We start from the raw sequence: 17,596 nt of genomic DNA, 5'->3' as shown, positions 1-17,596 counted from the left end.
CCCCTCGGGCCGTGCGCGTTACGACACACCATGTCCCACAACACCTTCGGCCACATGTTCCGGGTCACGACCTTCGGCGAAAGCCACGGGATCGCGATCGGCTGCGTGGTCGACGGCTGCCCGCCGCTGATCCCGCTGACCAATGAGGACATCCAGCACGATCTGGATCGCCGCCGTCCGGGACAATCGCGCTTCACCACCCAGCGCCAGGAGCCGGATGCGGTCAAGATTTTGTCCGGCGTGATGGCGCATCCCGAGACCGGCGTTCAGGTGACGACGGGAACGCCGATCGCGCTGCTGATCGAGAACACCGATCAGCGCTCCAAGGACTATTCCGAGATCAAGGACAAGTTTCGTCCCGGCCACGCCGACTTCACCTATGAGGCCAAATACGGCCTGCGCGATTATCGCGGCGGCGGACGTTCCTCGGCGCGCGAGACGGCCACGCGTGTCGCGGCCGGCGCCATCGCGCGCAAAATTCTCCCTGACGTGAAGGTGCGCGGCGCGCTGGTGCAGATCGGCCCGCACAAGATCGACCGCGACAAGTGGGACTGGGACGAGATCGCGCGCAATCCGTTCAATTGCCCGGACAAGGACAAGGCCGCGTTCTTCGAGCAATATCTCGACGGCATCCGCAAGAGCGGCTCCTCGATCGGCGCCGTCATCGAAGTGGTGGCCGAAGGCGTGCCGGCGGGATGGGGCGCGCCGATCTACGCCAAGCTCGACGGCGAGCTGGCGGCGGCGATGATGAGCATCAATGCGGTGAAGGGCGTCGAGATCGGCGCCGGTTTTGGCGCTGCCGAATTGTCGGGCGAGGAAAACGCCGACGAGATGCGCACCGGCAATAACGGCACGCGCTTCCTGTCCAATAATGCCGGCGGCGTGCTCGGCGGCATCTCGACCGGCCAGCCGGTGGTGGTGCGCTTTGCGGTGAAGCCGACCTCGTCGATCCTGTCCCCGCGCAAGACGGTGGACCGCGCGGGCGCCGACACCGACATCATGACAAAAGGCCGCCACGACCCCTGCGTCGGCATCCGCGCCGTGCCGGTGGGCGAGGCCATGATGGCCTGCGTGCTGGCCGACCACTTCCTGCGCCATCGCGGGCAGGTGGGCTAAAGAGTTCGGCTACGGGCTGCATTGCCGCAACGTCAAGCGTAGGTCTCGCCTTGACGCGCGCCGAACTTGCGCGGCAAATACCGGCGTCATGGATGCATCGAAACTGCAAGAGTTGACCGACTGGCTGATCGACGGCGGGAGATCGGCGACCAGCAACAAGAACTTCATGGCGGAGACCTGCGAACGAATGGTTGCGGCAGGCCTGCCGCTCTGGCGCGTCGGCGTTTTCGTCCGCACTCTGCATCCTGAGATTTACGGCCGCAATTTCATCTGGAAGCCGGGCGCCGAGGTCGAGCTGGGCACGGTCGATTACAATATCCTGCAATCGCCGGATTTTCGCGCCAGCCCGCTGATCCTCGTGTTCCAGCAGGGTCTGGAGGTTCGGGCACACGTCGACGATCCCCGGAGCGCGCGCTTCCCGATCATCGATGAATTGCGCGCCGAAGGCGTCACGGATTATATCGCGCTGCCGTTGCCCTTCGTGGGCGGCACCGTCAACGGATCGAGCTGGACCACGAAACAGCCAGGCGGGTTCACCGATGAACAGTTGGCGGCGCTGCGGAGCATCGCGAAGCCGCTGGCGCGGGTGGTCGAGATCCTTAGTTTGAACCGCATGGCCGCGAGCCTGCTCGACACCTACGTTGGCAACCGCGCCGGCGAGCGGATCATGGGCGGCCAGATCAGGCGCGGCCATACCGAGACGATGAATGCCGCGATCTGGCTGTCCGATCTGCGCGGCTTCACGGCGCTGTCGGACCGGCTGCCGGCAGAGACCGTCGTCGACATCCTGAACCATTATTTCGATTGCCAGGTCGCCGCAATCAAGAAGCATGGCGGCGACGTGTTGAAATACATGGGCGACGGCCTGCTCGCTGTGTTTCCGATCGACGAATATGTCGGAGACGAAAAGCAGGTCTGCTTGAATGTGCTGGAAGCTGCCCATGAGTCGCGCGCCAGCGTCGCCGACATGCAATACCCGGTCGGGGACACGGTCGAACGTTTTCGCTTCGGCGTAGCACTTCATGTCGGACGGATTCTCTACGGCAATATCGGCGGCGGCAACCGGCTCGACTTCACATGCATCGGCCCTGCGGTGAATCTGGCCGCGCGGCTGGAAAAGATCGCCAGCCAAACCAAACGCACCATCGTGGCCTCGGAGGGATTTGCCGGCATCTGCCGAGGCGGCTGGAGCGATCTCGGCGAGTTTCCGGTCGCCGGTTTCTCAAAGGCCGCGCGCGTCTACGGCCTGGCCGATGAGACCTCGGCGGCCTAACCCGTAGCCCGGATGCAGCGAAGCGAAATCCGGGATTCGCGCCGCAGCCTGAGGTGTCTCGGATTACGCTGCGCTCCATCCGGGCTACAAACTGGCTATTCTTCCGGCTCGGTCGTGAACAGCAGCGGATAGCCCTTGGCGCGGCCGGCGTCGGTGGCGCGTGTCGCCTTGGTCTCGGCGACGTCCTTGGTGAACACGGCGACCACGCAGACGCCGCGGCGGTGCGCCGTGATCATCACCTTGTGGGCCTGGTCCTCGGTCATGCGGAATTCGGCCTTCAGCACCGTGACGACGAATTCGCGCGGCGTGTAGTCGTCATTGATCAGGATAACCTTGTGCAGGCGTGGCCGCTCGGTCTTGGTTTTGACCTTGGTTTTTGGCGTGACGACGGGATCGGCCATTTCTAGTCAAGTCCGGCAAGCGAGCGAATGACGCGGGCCCGCCGCGCTCAGTTGGCACGGCAGTCCGCGAGACGCCGCGCCATGGTCTGATCGCCGCGGCTGACGGCCATTTCGATCAGTTTACAGGCTCCGGGCCGGTCCTGAAACTGGGCGTTTGCCGACAGTTTCAGCTCGATCAGGGCGGCCATCGCGCCGGGTTCGTCGAGTTCCGCGGCTTCGACGGCATCGTAGAACACGCTCTTGGCGCCGTTCACCCGCACTTCCGGAAATTCAGCGAGCAACCGCAAGACCTGCCTGCGAGCGTCGAGGGAGCGGCAACGCAACGACTACGCCAAAGGCGAGCAGGCCGGACGACATAAGGACCACGCGCAACAACGGCGGCAGACTGTCAATTGCGGGAAGTTTTGGGGGCGTAACCATGATCGTGCCAATGCGGCCTTCTTTCTGGCCGGCCGCATCGCATCTGTCGCGCCGGGCGGGCTGATCGTTCATTCGGAGCCGGATACCGGACAGGTTCATCGCGGCGCGGAACGGACAGCTCAGGCCCGCTGTCGACGAAGCGCCCGATCCTAACCCGAATGTGAAGGACAAATGATTTCAGCGCTTTGCGTCGGCCAGTTTGCATGTCACCATCGCTGTCGTTCGACGGGAGGGCCGCAATGCGCTGGTATGTCTCGATCGGGGTCGTGCTTGTCGCGGGCGTACTCGCCGGCGGCGATGTGGCGAGTTTTGCCGCGCCGAACCCCACGAACCGGCCGGGCCACCAGCCGAACGCCGCCAGCCATCAACTGGCGGACAAAGAGGCCAATCCGACCGTCGACGTCGAACTCGTCCTCGCCGTCGACGTCTCCTATTCGATGGACATGGACGAACTCGCGCTGCAGCGGGAGGGCTATGCGCAGGCGATCGTCTCCAAGGAATTCCTGCAGGCGCTGAAGAGCGGCCCGAACGGCAGGATCTCGATCACCTATTTCGAATGGGCGGCATCCACCGACCAGAAGATCATCATCCCCTGGCGCGTGATCGATGGGCCCGAGACGGCAGATGCCGTCGCCAATGAAATCATCAGAACCCCGATCCGCCGCGCGTCGCGCACCTCGATTTCGGGTGCGATCAACTTCGCCATGCCGCTGTTCGACGAGAACCCGCACCGCGGCCTGCGGCGGGTGATCGATATTTCCGGCGATGGCCCGAACAACAACGGCGCACCGGTCGTCATCGCGCGCGATGCCGCGGTGGAAAAGGGCATCGTCATCAACGGCTTGCCGATCATGGTGAAGGAACCGTCTTACTCCACCATGGATATCGACAATCTCGATTTGTATTACGAGGACTGCGTCATCGGCGGCCCCGGCTCGTTCGTCGTCACCATCAAGGACCGCGACAAGTTCAAGGAAGCGATCCGCACCAAGCTGCTGCTCGAGATCGCGGGCCGTACCCCCGAACGCCCGGTCGTGCCGGCTGCCGGCCGGGAGGCGCGCGTCAATTGCATGATCGGCGAGAAGATCTGGCAGGACAGGTGGGGAAGGTGATGATTTCGGAGGCGGGTAGGGTGGGCAAAGGCGCGCTTGCGCCGTGCCCACCATTCCAGCTCGAGCAAGAATTGGTGGGCACGCTTCGCTTTGCCCACCCTACGAATTTTCCCAAACCGCTCATCTCCTGAACCTCGCCACCAATTCCACATGCGGCGTGTGGCGGAACTGGTCGACCGCGGTGACGCCGTCGATCTTGTAGCCGCCGTCGATCAAGATCTTCGCGTCGCGCGCAAACGTCGTGGCGTTGCACGACACCGCAACCACCGTCGGAATCTTACTGGCCGCGAGCTGCGTCACCTGCGCCTGCGCGCCCTGCCGCGGCGGGTCGAATACCACCGTGTCGTAGTCGCGCAATTCCTGTGGCATCAGCGGGCGGCGAAATAAATCACGCGCCTCGGCCTTGATCGGCTTCAGCCCTGAGGTGGAAGTCGCGGCCTTCTGCAGCGCTGCGACCGCGCCGGCGTCGCTGTCGAAGGCGGCGATACGCGACTTCGCCGCAAGCCGCAGCGCGAAGGGGCCGACGCCGCAGAACAGGTCGGCGATGTATTTGCCGCGCTTGCAATGCTCCAAGACGAGCGCGGCCAGCGTTTCCTCGCCCGCCACCGTTGCCTGCAGGAACGAGCCGGGCGGCAGCGCCACCTGTGCGGCGCCGATCGAAATCACCGGCGGCGTTCGCATCAGCACCAGCTCGCCGTGGCGCGTCAGCCGCGCCAGCCGATGTTGTTCCGCGATGCGCGACAGCCTGGTGATCAAGGCGGTCGAGAGCGGGCCGGAGCCGCGCACATCGATATCCAACCCGCTATTGGTCGCGGTGATCTGGATGTCGAGCGGCTTGCCCATCGAGATCAGCGGCTCGGCGATGGCCCAGGCCGCCTCGATCGCGCCGTTTAGACCAGGGTCGAGGATCGGGCAGCGGTCGATCGGAATGATGTCGTGCGAACCCGCTGCCGCATAGCCGACCTTGAGCACGTCGTGCGTTCCCATCCGCCCGTGCAGGGTGAGGCGCCGGCGGCCGGCGCCATGGGCATCGACCAGGGGTGCGACGTCGCAAGCGATTGCCGCCTGCGACAGTGTCGTCACCACGAGCTCGCGCTTCCAGGCGCGATACGGCTCGGCGTCCCAATGCTGGATCGCGCAGCCGCCGCAAACGCCGAAATGCGGACAGAACGGCGCGATCCGCTCCACGCTCGCGGTCTCGACCTTGAGCAATCGCCGGCGGTCGGGATGGTGGCCGGGAACCGCACCGACGTCGACCGTTTCGCCGCCGAGCGTGTACGGCACATAGATGTTGCCGCCGCCTGCGATGGCGACGCCGTCGCCATGATGGCCGACTGGTCGATGACGAGACGCTCGCTGTCAGCCACGGCGCGCGCCCATGAAGAATTCGATATTGCCGTCGCCGCCGGTGATCGGCGAGGGAAACACCTGGATATCGGTGCAGCCGAACGAGGCGGCGAACGCCGAGATGTCGTCGCAGATTTCCTGATGCACCATCGCGTTGCGGATGATGCCGTGCTTGGAGTGTTTTCGCTCCGCTTCGAATTGCGGCTTGATGAGCGCCAAGAGGTGCATCGGCGCGGCTGCCAGCGACAGCGCCACCGGCAGCACCGCTCTCAACGAAATGAAGCTGACGTCGATGACGACGACATCCGGCCGCGCGGGCAGCCGCTTGCCCTCGAACTTGCGGATGTCGGTTTCTTCCATCGATACGATCTGGGGGTGATCGCGCAGCGAGGGATGCAACTGGCCGCGCCCGACATCGATGGCGAACACGAGGCTCGCCCCGTTTTGCAGCAGCACTTCGGTAAAGCCGCCGGTGGAGGCGCCGACGTCGAGGCAGACATGGCCCTCGATCTCGATCGGATACAGCTCCAGGGCGCCGGCGAGCTTGACGCCGCCGCGCGAGACGTAGGGGTGCGCGGGCTGCGCGGATAATTCGGCATTGGCAGCGATCATCTCCGAGGCCTTCAACACGGGCCTGCCGTCGGCGATCACGCCGCCGGCGTCGATCGCCGCACGCGCGCGGGCGCGGCTTTCGAACAGGCCGCGCTCGACCAGCAGCACGTCCACGCGCTTGCGGGCAGAAGTCTCGCTGTGGTTCCGCTCAGCCAATGTCAGTCCGATTTGCGTTAGTCCGATTTTCCGGTGGCGCGATCCGCCGCAAGCGCGACACAGGCCTCGAACGAGGTGAGATCGTGCCAGATATCTTGAGGCCGCTGCCGCGGCGTCACCAGTCTAGCACCATGCAGATCGAGCGTGTGGATCATCATGAGATTGTCGGGCAGACCGAAATCTTCCACCGTCAGCCCGTCGCCGTCGATCAGATGGCCGGTCGCGGATTTGGTCACGTCGTGGATCCGCTTTACGCGCTCAACATAGAGTGCGGGGTCGTTGCTATAGGCCAGGCAGAACTTGCCGCGGCCGGCCATGTAGCCGAGTTCATAGACGGTGCCGGCGTCGGCACTGGGGCCGCGAAACGGCGTAAGGTTGGCGATGATCGCGTCCGCCGCGTCCATCATGGCCTCGTTGCCCTCAAAGATCGCGAGCGAGGCATCGGCGGCCGAAAGATCGACCGCATTGTCGAGCGGATAGAGGCCGCTTACGCCATGGCGGGCGCAGATCGCGGCCTTGCGGCGCCCGATCTCGATGGCATCAGGCAGGAACACATCGGGACCTGCCAGATAGATCTTCATGGGATTACCGGCGAAAGAGCCAGCTCTTCGATTCTACCAGCGCTTCGGTTCTGACCAGGCCAGAACCGAAGCAGCTTGAGCCTCAGGCGAGCTTGACGGTCTCGGTCTTGTAGTCCTTGCCGAGCGCATCGAACACCTTGGCGACGATGCCCTTGGCGTCGAGTCCGGCGTGGGCATACATCGCGGTCGGCGAGTCGTGGTCGATGAACTCGTCGGGCAGGATCATCGCACGCATCCTTAGACCCCCGTCGAGCATGCCGTGGTCGGACAGCGTCTGCATGACATGCGAGCCGAAGCCGCCGATCGAGCCTTCCTCGATGGTGAGCAGCACCTCGTGGTCGCGCGCCAGCTTCAGCACCAGATCGACGTCGAGCGGCTTCATGAAGCGCGCGTCGGCGATGGTGGTGGAGAGACCGTGGGCGGCGAGTTCGTCGGCCGCCTTTTCGCATTCGGCCATGCGCGTGCCGAACGAGAGCAGGGCGATCTTGCTGCCCTGGCGGACGATGCGGCCCTTGCCGATTTCGAGCGGGATGCCGACCTCGGGCATCTCGACGCCGCGGCCTTCGCCGCGGGGATAACGCACCGCGCTCGGGCGGTCGTTGATCGCGACCTGCGTGGCGACCATGTTGACGAGTTCCGCCTCGTCGGACGCCGCCATGATGACGAAGTTCGGCAGGCAGCCGAGATAGGCGTTGTCGAACGAGCCGGCGTGGGTCGCGCCGTCGGCACCGACCAGACCGGCGCGGTCGATCGCGAAGCGAACCGGCAGGCTCTGGATCGCGACGTCGTGGACCACCTGGTCGTAGCCGCGCTGCAGGAAGGTCGAGTAGATCGCGCAGAACGGCTTGTAGCCTTCGGTGGCGAGGCCGGCCGCAAAGGTCACGGCATGCTGCTCGGCGATGCCGACGTCGAAGGTGCGGTCGGGGAACGCCTTGTTGAAGATGTCGACGCCGGTGCCCGACGGCATCGCCGCGGTGATGGCGACGATCTTGTCGTCCTTCTCGGCTTCCTTGACGAGGCTCTGGCCGAACACGTTCTGGTAGGCCGGCGCATTCGGCTTGGCTTTGGCCTGGGCGCCGGTGGCGACGTCGAACTTGACCACGGCGTGGTACTTGTCGGCGGAAGCTTCCGCCGGGCCGTAGCCCTTGCCCTTCTGGGTAACGACGTGAACCAGGATCGGGCCGGTTTCCATGTCGCGGACGTTCTTCAGAACCGGCAGCAGATGGTCGAGATTATGGCCGTCGATCGGGCCGACGTAATAGAAGCCGAGTTCCTCGAACAGCGTGCCGCCGTCCATCATGAAGCCGCGGGAATATTCCTCGACGCGGTTGGCGCGGTTGGCGAGGATCTTGGGCAGGCGCTTGTTGATCTGCTTGGCCGCCTCGCGCAGCGTGCGGTAGGTCTTGCCGGAGTAGAGCCGGGACAGATACGCGCTCATCGCGCCGACCGGCGGCGCAATCGACATGTCGTTGTCGTTGAGGATTACGATCAGGCGCGAATTCATCGCGCCCGCATTGTTCATCGCCTCATAGGCCATGCCTGCGGACATCGAACCGTCACCGATCACGGCGATGATGTTGTTCTTGCCGCCGGAGAGGTCGCGCGCCACCGCCATGCCGAGGCCGGCCGAAATCGAGGTCGAGGAATGCGCAGCGCCAAACGGATCGTAGTCGCTCTCGGTGCGCTTGGTGAAGCCGGAGAGGCCTCCAGCGGTGCGCAGCGTGCGGATGCGGTCGCGGCGGCCGGTCAGGATCTTGTGCGGATAGGCCTGATGGCCGACGTCCCAGATCAGGCGGTCGCGCGGCGTGTCAAAGATGTAGTGGATCGCGGTGGTCAGTTCCACCACGCCGAGGCCGGCGCCGAAATGGCCGCCGGTCACCGACACGGCGTCGATGGTTTCCAGGCGGAGTTCGTCCGCGACTTGCTGTACCTGCTCGATCTTGAGCTTGCGAAGATCGTCGGGTGTACGAATGGTGTCGAGAAGCGGCGTTTTACTAAATGTGGTCACAGCGATATTCCAATTTTGCAGGTCGGGGGCGAATAACCCGACGCGAGATGGGGTACGCGTTAACCGCGCAGCGAAAATCCAGATGCCGGGTGCCACCTCGGTAGGCCGGTATCTGATTTGACAGCCTAGATGCAGTCCGGTTCAAACCACGTGATACGCATCACGTTGGCAGATTCAACCCTTCCCGGTCAGTTTCTCTAGTTATTTGAAGTGCTTACGGCCGTGGGAGATCAGCGGAAGGCCGCTCTCCGTAGCCCATAGAACTGGAAGCTTTACACCAAAGCGACCGCCAAAGCCAACCCGCTGAGCCGATTCGGTTCCGCAGGGGTGGGTTCAAGGATCGTTCCTGTTTTTCAACCGCTGCGGCGGGTGGAAGGTTCCATTTTACCGAGATCGGCGGCATTTGCGGCCGCCGTCGCGGCCGCTTCGATCCTTTTCCAGGCCCCATCGCGCACGCCGGAATCGCCGGTGGCGACATCCAGGGCGGCGTCGGGGACGGCCACACGCGCGCTGAGCGGGACCGGTCCGCAGACGATCATGAAGAAGTCGTAGGCATTGGGCAGTTCGTTGGCCATCACGAACTGGAAATGCACGCGGAAGAACTGCCAGCGAAACTTCTCGTAGTGCTCGGGCCGGATGATGTCACGGAAGCGGACCGGCACGATCTGCGGATTGCGCCTGGCGGCGCCGACGTCGATGCCGTGGCTGGTGATCGGATCGAACTGGTAGAAATTCATCACGTCCTTGCGGGCCTGACAGTCGATCCAGTCGATCGACGGCTCGATGGCGAGCTGGCGCAGATGGTCGCGGAACTCTTGAGCCACGGCGTGATAGCCGACGATCGGAAAATTGCCGCCGATCGTCAGCAGCACGATCCGCGGACCGTGACGGCCGAGCGCAGGGTCGAGCTTCAACGCTCGCGCCAGCATTTCCGTCGACAGGAACGATCCGGAGCTATGGCCGACGATGACGATTTCTTCGGCGTCGGAGCTTTTGGCGACGTTAACCAGATGCTGCGCGAAGCGGTCGATGCGCTGGTCCCATTCAGGACGTTCGCGACGCGAGAACTCCCAGGTCCAGATTGTGTCGCACAGCAGATAGAGCACGTAAGTGGCGTTCTCGGTGTATTTCAGCACGATGCCGAGCAGGGCGACGAACAGGGCGGCCGCGATGGTGATGCTGAAAATGTCGGGAATGCCGAGCGTATTCAGCCCCTTCTCGAAAACGAAGGCGATCGCTGCGACGCACGCGGCTTCCAGCAACAGCATCACATGCGGATAGGTGATGAAAGTCGCGAAACGCCAGTTCGCCTTGCCGAAGCGGGCGATGGTGCCGGCGAAGACCAGCCGCCAGTAGATCCATACCGCGCTGAAAACCGTGCGCCAGATCGGCGACGCCAGATCCTGCTGGATGAAATCCTCGAACCGGAGGAAATCGTAGGCCGTGCGGGTCTGCCAGTCCTCAGCCTTGGCATCGATGGTCCAGGACGCGATCTCGTCGTCGGCCGCGACCTTGGGCCGGCTGATGGTGGTCTGGAGCTGGTAAAGCCGGCCGAACTTGCGCAGTTCGGTCCGGAACATGCGGTAATATTGCGCCAGCCCGCGCGGATCGTAACCCTGAATGTAGATGATATGGCGGTGCTGGACGCGCACGTATTGTCCCCGGATGATGGCCGACTATAACAGGCTGGGCAGGGCGCCAAGAACTAAATCAACGACAAAATCGGACACTGGATTGGCGACCAAATTGACCGGTTATTCAGCCTTTCGGCGGGCGGCGAGCACCGGATTCGCCCCAGATTACTTCGACGATCTCTCGATCATGCCAGGCGAGACCTGTGGGGTCGATGTTCCGGCGTCCGGAATCACTGCACGTCCAGCGGTTCGGTTCCGGTGACCTGGCCGTTGGCATCGGTGGTAATCTTGTCGACGCGGGCCTCGGCCTGCCGCAGCAATTCTTCGCAGCGGCGCTTCAGCGCCTCGCCGCGCTCATAGATCGTGACCGATTCCTCGAGCGGCACCTTGCCGTCCTCCAGCCGCTTCACGATCGATTCGAGCTCCTCGATCGCGCGCTCGAAGGTGAGTTTCTTGACGTCGCCTTGCGTATTTTCGGCCATATCGAGTTCCCGAATGCGCCCCTAAGAGCGCAGAATCAAACAACATTTTGCGGGCCTATTGTGACGGGGATTTACGCGCCCATCAATGCGGTGACATGCGCCGCAACCGACTCTTTGAGCCCCTGCAGGTCGTAGCCGCCCTCCAGCACCGACACAAGGCGGCCGCCTGCGCTTGCTTCGGCCTGGTCCATCAGCTTGCGCGTGACCCAGCCGAAATCATCCGCTTTCAGATTGAGCGAGGCCAGCGGATCGCGGTAATGCGCGTCGAAGCCGGCGGAGATGATGACCAGTTCCGGCGAGAACTTCTGCAACTGCGGCAGGATCAGGTTTTCGAACGCGGCGCGGAACTTGGCGCTGCCGTCTTCGGAAGCCATCGGCGCATTGACGATGGTGTCGTGCTCGCCGCGTTCGCCGCTGGCGCCTGTGCCGGGAAACAGCGGCATCTGGTGCGTCGAGCAATACATCACGGTCGGATCGTGCCAGAAGATGTCCTGCGTGCCGTTGCCGTGATGGACGTCGAAATCGACGATCGCCGCGCGGCCGATGCCGTATTTGCGCTGGGCGTGGCGGGCGGCAATGGCGGCATTGTCGAAGAAGCAGAAGCCCATCGGCTTCGAGACCTCCGCATGGTGACCGGGCGGACGCACCGCGACGAACGCATTCTGATGCGTGCCTGACATCACCGCATCTGTTGCCGCCACCGCGCCGCCGACGCCGCGCATCACGGCCTCCCAGGTGCCCGGCGACATCGAGGTGTCGCCGTCGATGTAGATCATGCCGCTTTGGGGGGCGATATGCCGGAGCTCGCCGACATAATGCTCGCCATGGCACAGCGTGACGGAATCCAGATTGCCTTCCGGCGCTTCGCTGCGCGTCAGCGGCTTGAAGCGATCTTCTCCCAACACCTCGGCGACCGCACGCAGCCGGTCGGGACGTTCCGGATGCCCCGGGGGCGTGACATGGTCGAGACAGGCGGTATGCGTCAGAAGGAGCGTCATGCAAAATCCTGGCGTTGAGGCGCGCGCCGGCGAGGAGCGGCTAATCTAGGCCGTTAGCGGCCGCTCGGAAAGGCCCACGGCGTCAGGCTTAGTTGATCCTGATAATGCGATCGGCGGCGGTCGGACCGACCGGGCTGTTTGCCCCAAAATAGGCATGCAGCGCGTCGACGTCGTAGATGCCGACCTGTGGCGCGGTTCCCTGGGTGAGCACGGTAAAACCGTCGCCGCCGACGAACAGGAAATTGTTGACGGTGACACGATAGCTCGCGGCGGGATCGACCGGTTGCCCGTTCAGCGACATCCGCTCGGCGATGACGCGCTCGCCGTCACCCTTCGACCCGTCCCACGCGTAGCTGAAGCCTTTCGACACCTGCAGGATCCTTGGCCGCTTCGGATCGAGCCATTGCTGCTCCAGCATGTCCTTGATCTGTTTTCCCGTCAGCGTAATCGTCACCAGTTGATTGCGGAACGGCTGGCTGGCGAACAGGTCGGCATAGGTCACCGCGCCGTCCTCTCTGCGCGTTACGTCGGCGCGCACGCCGCCGGGATTGGTGAAGGCGATGACCGCGCCGCCTTTCGCCTCCGCGCTGGTGGCGGCGAGCTGCGCATCCGCGATGATATCGCCGAGCGGGCTCTCGCCGGTATTTTTTGGCGTGCGCGACAGCGTTTCCGTCAACGAGCCTGCCGGACGGTTGGCGATCGGCGCGGCGACCCTGTCATAGGCTTCGATCAGTGCGGTCTGGTCGGGATCCTTCGCCAGCGTCGCCGATCGCACGATGCTGTTGTCGGCCCTGGCGCTGACGACGTCGCGCGTGACGGGATCGAGCTTGAGATCGATCGCGGTGACGAGCGTGCCGTATTTGTCGCCTGATGTGACGAGCCGCCCGTCGATCTCGCAGACATAGGCGCGGTGAGTGTGGCCGGTGACCACGACGTCCACCGCGTGATCGAATTTTTTGACGATATCGACGATCGGGCCCGAAACGCCGGGGCATTCGTTGTAGTCCCCCGTCGGCAATCCGCCTTCGTGGATCAGGACGACGATGGCCTCGACGCCGCGCGCCTTCAGTTCCGGGACCAGCGCATTGACCGTCCTGGCTTCGTCGCGAAACTCGAGGTCGGCAATGCCAACCGGCGAGACGAGGCCCGGGGTGCCCTTCAAGGTCAGGCCGATGAAGGCGACCGGAATGCCGTCGAACTCGCGGATTTCGTAAGCGGGAAACACCGTTTTCCTGGTGTCCTTTACGAACGTGCTGGCGGCGAGATAGCGAAATTTTGCGCCCGCAAACGGATGCGGTCCCTGGCATTGGTCGACCGGGTGGCAGCCGCCATTCTGCATGCGCAACAGTTCGTCCTTGCCCTCGTCGAATTCGTGGTTGCCGACCGAGGAAATATTCAAGCCCATCATCGACAGCGCTTCGACCGTCGGTTCGTCATGGAACATCGCCGACAGGAACGGGCTGGCGCCGATCAGGTCGCCGGCCGCGACGAAGATCGTGTTCTTGCGTCCCTCGCGAAGCTGGCCGACCAGCGTCGCCATATGTTCGGCGCCGCCGGCGGCGACGGTGATCTTCTTCGTCTTGTCCTCGGGATCGGTAATCGTGATCCCGCCCGGCGGCGGGCGAAGGTAGCCGTGAAAATCATTGATCGCGAGAATGCGCAGGTCGACGGGGGTGGGGGGCTGGGCGAGCGACGCGGAAGGCGCCAGCATGATTGCAAATGCTGCAAGGATCGGGCGAAGGGGAGTTCTCATGGCGTTGACATAGCAGATGACTGTTTCAGCGTCATTGCCTGCGACAAACGCGAAGCGTTTGCGCAAGGGAGCGCAGCGACGAAGCAATCCATTCTTTCTTGATGCGGCGCGATGGATTGCTTCGCTGCGCTCGCAATGACGATGGAGAGAGCCCGCTCTACCCTTTTTTCCGAGAAAAGAACGCCTTGAACGCGGCGACCGCTTCCGTCGAGCGCATCCGTTCGCCGAACAGATGGCCTTCCTGGTCGATCCGGCGTGTCATGTCTTCCGGCGGCAGTTTCAACAGTTTTCGCGAGATCGCCACCGCTTCGGCCGGCAGCGCGCAGATTTCGCGGGCTACCTTGCGCGCCTCGGCCTCGGTGTGCCCGGGCGCCACCACCACATTGACGAAGCCGGCCTCGCGCGCCTCGTCGGCGGAAAACTTGCGTCCCATCACCAGCATGGAGAATGCGCGCTGGTGGCCCATGGTGCGCGGCATCAACAGGCTGGAGGCGCCTTCCGGCACCAGTCCGAGATTGATGAACGGCGTCGAAAAGGTCGCGGTCGTGCTGGCGAGCACATAGTCACAGTGGAACAGCATCGTGGTGCCGATGCCGATCGCGACGCCGTCGACGGCGGCGATGATCGGCTTGACGTTGTGCGCCAGCGAATAAAGGAGTTTTACGGCGTTGGAGGCGCCGCGTGGCACATCTGTATTCGAGGTGCTTTCTTTGAGAAAATCCTCTAGATCGTTGCCGGCGGTGAACACGCCCGAACCGCCTGTGATGATGATGCAGCGGATATCGGGGTTGTTCTGCGCCTTGTCGATCGCATCGCTCATCCCGCGATACATGTCCTGGGTGAATGCGTTCTTTTTCTCGGGCCGCCGCAGCCTGATTACGCGCGTCGCGTCTTCGTCTGTAACAATGAGGTGCCCGGTCATGAACCTGTCCTTGGATCGCAGACGGCAACGGTGCCGCTGGCCAATCATCCGGCCATATCCTACATGATCCGGCAAGGGACCAAACTGTCCCGGCGGATTTTTCCGAGGGATGTGACCAGTAGGATAATGCAATGCAGCTAGGCGGAATTCATCATCTGACCGCGGTCTCGGCGAAGCCCCGGGAGAATTTGGCCTTTTACACTGGCCTGCTCGGCATGCGGCTGGTGAAAAAGACCGTCAACCAGGACGACGTCAGCGCCTATCACCTGTTCTACGCCGACGGCAAAGCCAACCCCGGCACCGATCTCACCTTCTTCGATTTCCCGGCCGCCCCCGAGCGGCGCGGAACCAATTCGATCTCGCGCACGGGCTTGCGCGTCTCGGGCGAAAAGACCCTTGGCTACTGGCGGGACCGCCTGAAAACGGCCGGCGGCGTGACCGGCGATATCGTCGAGGTCGACGGCCGGCTGACGCTGCCGTTCGAGGACGGCGAGGGCCAGCGCCTGGTGCTGGTCGACGACGGCGGCGCGGGCACGGCCTCGCCGTGGGACCGCAGTCCGGTGCCGGCCGAACACCAGATCCGCGGGCTCGGTCCGATCGTGCTGACCGTGCACGATCTGTCGCGCACCGCCTTCGTGTTGACCGAGGTGATGAACATGCGCCGCGCGCGCGACTATGCCGCTCACGGCGCGCAGATTCATGTGTTCGAGATGGGGGAGGCAAGGGGAGAGGGCGGCCCCGCCGCCGAGCTGCATGTGCTCGAAGACAAGAATTCGCCAATGGCGCGGCAAGGCGCCGGCGGCGTCCACCACGTCGCGTTCCGAACCCCCGACGAGGCGCAGTATCACGCCTGGACGAAGCACCTGACGGACTTGCGCGTCCCCAACAGCGGCGAGATCGACCGCTTCTATTTCCGCAGCCTCTACTTCCGCGAACCCAACGGCATCTTGTTCGAGATCGCCACCGACGGCCCGGGGTTTGCGACGGATGAGCCGATGGAAACACTCGGCGAGAGATTGGCGCTGCCGCCGTTTTTGGAGCCGCGAAGGGCGGCGATCGAGGCGGGGCTGAAGCCGATCGAGTGAGATTCCGTAGGGTGGGCAAAGGCGTGCTTGCGCCGTGCCCACCATCGATCAACGCCATCGCTTGGAAATGGTGGGCACGCTGCGCTTTGCCCACCCTACGGGCTACGGAATGAAGCTAGTGAACCTGTCGAGGACATCATGAAGGTCTACCGATATCTCACCGGCAAGGATGACGCCGCGTTCTGCCATCGGGTGACCGATGCTCTGAACCGCGGGTGGCAGCTTTACGGACAGCCGACTCTGACATTCGACCAGAAGCGCGGCGAAGTGATCTGCGGGCAAGCCATCACCAAGGACGTCGAAGGCAAGACCTACGATTCCGAAATGGATTTGTCGAAGCTGTAGAACCGTAGCCGGATGAGCGGAATGACATCCGGGGCCTCAGCTTCCTTTGTTCCCGCATGTCGCTGCGCTGATGCGGGCTCCCCGCTGACCGTGGCAGAAAACGAGGTCCGTCTGTCGAACCGATTTCCTACAGCTAAAGGGCCGTGGTCAGGGTCAAACTCTTGTGGACGGTTTTGTAATGATCGAGCTGTTCGATGGCACGATCAAGTTCTTCGCCGATCGAAATCTTCGCCAAATTATCCTGCATTTGTTCGATGCGGGCCGTGAGGTCAGCAAGATCAAACTCCTCAACTGGTGAGGCGGTATCCGCAAGAATAGTGAGTTCCTCGCTCGAGAATTCAGCCAGCCCTCCCAGCACCACAAATCTCTGCCGGGTGTCAGCGGTTCTAATATCTACGATCCCCGGGCGTAGCGCTGCGACGATCGGCGTATGGCCGGCCAGAACGCCGAAATCGCCTTCCAGGCCCGGCAAATCCACCTGATCTACCTCGTCTGAAAACAGGAGTTTTTCAGGCGATACAAGGTTTGCTTTGAAAGTTGACATTGTAACTCCCCAATCGCTCTAACCTTGTGATAGATTTCGTTCGCGCACGACCGCGAGGCAGGCGACGGCCAGATATTCGTCTCGGGACGACAGAGGCATTGGAGCCACTCCTTGAAATATTGAACCTCTGCAAAGGCCAAGGCAAGTATCACAACGGCGGCTGCGATTGGAGGGTGCTATGTCCGTGGAAAGCATTCTGAAGAAAAAGGGAACCGACGTCGCAACAATCGCCCCGGATGTTAGCGTCAAGAGAGCGGCGGATTGGCTGCGTGCAAAAAATATCGGCGCTCTCGTGGTAACGAGCGGTAGCGAAGTTCTTGGTCTCATTTCCGAACGTGAAATCGTTCTCGCGATTTCTCGCCACGGCGAGGCTGCCACATCGATGTCTGTGAGCGAAATCATGCGACATGGCGTGATCACCGTGTCCCCAGCGGAAACTGTCTCTCACGTGATGGACCTGATGACACGGCACCGCGTGCGCCACATGCCGGTTGTCCATGACGGCAAGCTCGCCGGGATAATCAGCATCGGCGATGTGGTCAAATATCGTCTGGACGATCTGCAGCTTGAAACCAACGTCCTGCGCGATGCCTACATCGCCGCACGTTAACGCCGGATTGTCACGCTGGACTGTCGGACTGAAAGCTTCGTCTGACGGCCTCTGTTCAAGTGCAGATGTTTAAACGGTTCTTTTGCTAACGGGCCGAGCCATAGGAATTGACGACGGCCTGTCTCCACCGCCACCCGCCCGATGACAAAACAGTAGCCCGCGAAGGGGCTCAGCACATTCGTTGCCATCAAGGAACT

General features: G+C 63.0%; 17 protein-coding genes and 1 pseudogene. 6 read left to right on the top strand and 12 right to left on the bottom strand.

Features of this window, described 5'->3' with window-relative positions:
• Nucleotides 1-30 precede the first annotated feature (30 nt).
• Both aroC and ACVWVY_RS40360 read left to right on the top strand, forming a co-directional pair.
• Nucleotides 31-1,116, top strand: coding sequence for a chorismate synthase (gene aroC / locus ACVWVY_RS40365; RefSeq protein WP_456631592.1), 1,086 nt, complete (start codon nucleotides 31-33; stop codon nucleotides 1,114-1,116).
• 88 nt (nucleotides 1,117-1,204) lie between these two features.
• The gene (locus tag ACVWVY_RS40360; protein WP_456631591.1) at nucleotides 1,205-2,389 is read left to right on the top strand and encodes an adenylate/guanylate cyclase domain-containing protein; all 1,185 of its coding nucleotides are present in this window, start codon (nucleotides 1,205-1,207) and stop codon (nucleotides 2,387-2,389) included.
• A gap of 95 nt (nucleotides 2,390-2,484) precedes the next feature.
• Here the strand turns inward: ACVWVY_RS40360 and clpS are convergent, their stop codons facing one another.
• Together clpS and ACVWVY_RS40350 are read right to left on the bottom strand one after the other, a co-directional pair.
• Nucleotides 2,485-2,790: an ATP-dependent Clp protease adapter ClpS gene (gene clpS, locus ACVWVY_RS40355; RefSeq protein ID WP_456631590.1), complete on the bottom strand. Its 306-nt coding sequence runs from the start codon at nucleotides 2,788-2,790 to the stop codon at nucleotides 2,485-2,487.
• 47 nt (nucleotides 2,791-2,837) lie between these two features.
• The gene (locus ACVWVY_RS40350; RefSeq protein WP_456631589.1) at nucleotides 2,838-3,077 is read right to left on the bottom strand and encodes a hypothetical protein; all 240 of its coding nucleotides are present in this window, start codon (nucleotides 3,075-3,077) and stop codon (nucleotides 2,838-2,840) included.
• A gap of 372 nt (nucleotides 3,078-3,449) precedes the next feature.
• Between ACVWVY_RS40350 and ACVWVY_RS40345 the strand changes: the two genes are divergently transcribed.
• Entirely contained in the window at nucleotides 3,450-4,322 is an 873-nt protein-coding gene (locus ACVWVY_RS40345) for a DUF1194 domain-containing protein (RefSeq protein ID WP_456631588.1), read from the top strand.
• A 120-nt stretch (nucleotides 4,323-4,442) separates the two neighbouring features.
• Here ACVWVY_RS40345 and ACVWVY_RS40340 read toward each other — a convergent pair.
• The 9 genes and pseudogenes from ACVWVY_RS40340 to ACVWVY_RS40300 all read right to left on the bottom strand — a co-directional run bounded on the left by ACVWVY_RS40340 (nucleotide 4,443) and on the right by ACVWVY_RS40300 (nucleotide 14,815).
• A pseudogene (locus ACVWVY_RS40340) lies at nucleotides 4,443-5,689 on the bottom strand (class I SAM-dependent RNA methyltransferase).
• A complete protein-coding gene (locus tag ACVWVY_RS40335; protein ID WP_456631587.1) occupies nucleotides 5,682-6,437 on the bottom strand; it encodes a TlyA family RNA methyltransferase in 756 nt (251 codons plus the stop codon). Before ACVWVY_RS40335 ends, ACVWVY_RS40340 begins: the two are co-directional and overlap by 8 nt.
• Before the next feature lie 17 nt (nucleotides 6,438-6,454).
• Nucleotides 6,455-7,018, bottom strand: coding sequence for a nucleoside 2-deoxyribosyltransferase (locus ACVWVY_RS40330; RefSeq protein WP_456631586.1), 564 nt, complete (start codon nucleotides 7,016-7,018; stop codon nucleotides 6,455-6,457).
• 82 nt (nucleotides 7,019-7,100) lie between these two features.
• Nucleotides 7,101-9,026 (bottom strand): 1-deoxy-D-xylulose-5-phosphate synthase, encoded by a 1,926-nt coding sequence (dxs, locus tag ACVWVY_RS40325; protein ID WP_456631585.1) that lies wholly within the window; start codon nucleotides 9,024-9,026, stop codon nucleotides 7,101-7,103.
• A 353-nt stretch (nucleotides 9,027-9,379) separates the two neighbouring features.
• Complete coding sequence (locus ACVWVY_RS40320) at nucleotides 9,380-10,678, bottom strand: hypothetical protein (RefSeq protein ID WP_456631584.1); 1,299 nt, start codon at nucleotides 10,676-10,678, stop codon at nucleotides 9,380-9,382.
• A 212-nt stretch (nucleotides 10,679-10,890) separates the two neighbouring features.
• Nucleotides 10,891-11,142: an exodeoxyribonuclease VII small subunit gene (locus ACVWVY_RS40315; RefSeq protein ID WP_456631583.1), complete on the bottom strand. Its 252-nt coding sequence runs from the start codon at nucleotides 11,140-11,142 to the stop codon at nucleotides 10,891-10,893.
• A 71-nt stretch (nucleotides 11,143-11,213) separates the two neighbouring features.
• Complete coding sequence (locus ACVWVY_RS40310) at nucleotides 11,214-12,140, bottom strand: histone deacetylase family protein (protein ID WP_456631582.1); 927 nt, start codon at nucleotides 12,138-12,140, stop codon at nucleotides 11,214-11,216.
• 88 nt (nucleotides 12,141-12,228) lie between these two features.
• Entirely contained in the window at nucleotides 12,229-13,893 is a 1,665-nt protein-coding gene (locus ACVWVY_RS40305; protein ID WP_456631581.1) for a bifunctional metallophosphatase/5'-nucleotidase, read from the bottom strand.
• Nucleotides 13,894-14,050: 157 nt separating this feature from the next.
• Entirely contained in the window at nucleotides 14,051-14,815 is a 765-nt protein-coding gene (locus ACVWVY_RS40300) for a crotonase/enoyl-CoA hydratase family protein (protein ID WP_456631580.1), read from the bottom strand.
• Between the two features lie 131 nt (nucleotides 14,816-14,946).
• Here ACVWVY_RS40300 and ACVWVY_RS40295 point away from each other — a divergent pair, with 131 nt between their 5' ends.
• Together ACVWVY_RS40295 and ACVWVY_RS40290 are read left to right on the top strand one after the other, a co-directional pair.
• Complete coding sequence (locus tag ACVWVY_RS40295; protein WP_456631579.1) at nucleotides 14,947-15,900, top strand: ring-cleaving dioxygenase; 954 nt, start codon at nucleotides 14,947-14,949, stop codon at nucleotides 15,898-15,900.
• Nucleotides 15,901-16,038: 138 nt separating this feature from the next.
• On the top strand, nucleotides 16,039-16,245 hold the full coding sequence (locus ACVWVY_RS40290; RefSeq protein ID WP_161852629.1) for a DUF1737 domain-containing protein: 207 nt from the start codon (nucleotides 16,039-16,041) through the stop codon (nucleotides 16,243-16,245).
• A gap of 133 nt (nucleotides 16,246-16,378) precedes the next feature.
• On the opposite strand, the gene ACVWVY_RS40285 is transcribed toward ACVWVY_RS40290, so the two are convergent.
• Nucleotides 16,379-16,789, bottom strand: a complete 411-nt coding sequence (locus ACVWVY_RS40285; RefSeq protein WP_456631578.1) for a F0F1 ATP synthase subunit epsilon — start codon at nucleotides 16,787-16,789, stop codon at nucleotides 16,379-16,381.
• Nucleotides 16,790-16,967: 178 nt separating this feature from the next.
• On the opposite strand from ACVWVY_RS40285, the gene ACVWVY_RS40280 reads away from it, so the two are divergent.
• Entirely contained in the window at nucleotides 16,968-17,399 is a 432-nt protein-coding gene (locus ACVWVY_RS40280) for a CBS domain-containing protein (RefSeq protein WP_456631577.1), read from the top strand.
• Nucleotides 17,400-17,596: the final 197 nt, after the last annotated feature.

The organism is Bradyrhizobium sp. URHC0002 (assembly GCF_054059515.1).
The sequence above is the reverse complement of the archived record's forward strand: the minus strand, read 5'-3'. Positions and strand labels throughout refer to the sequence as shown.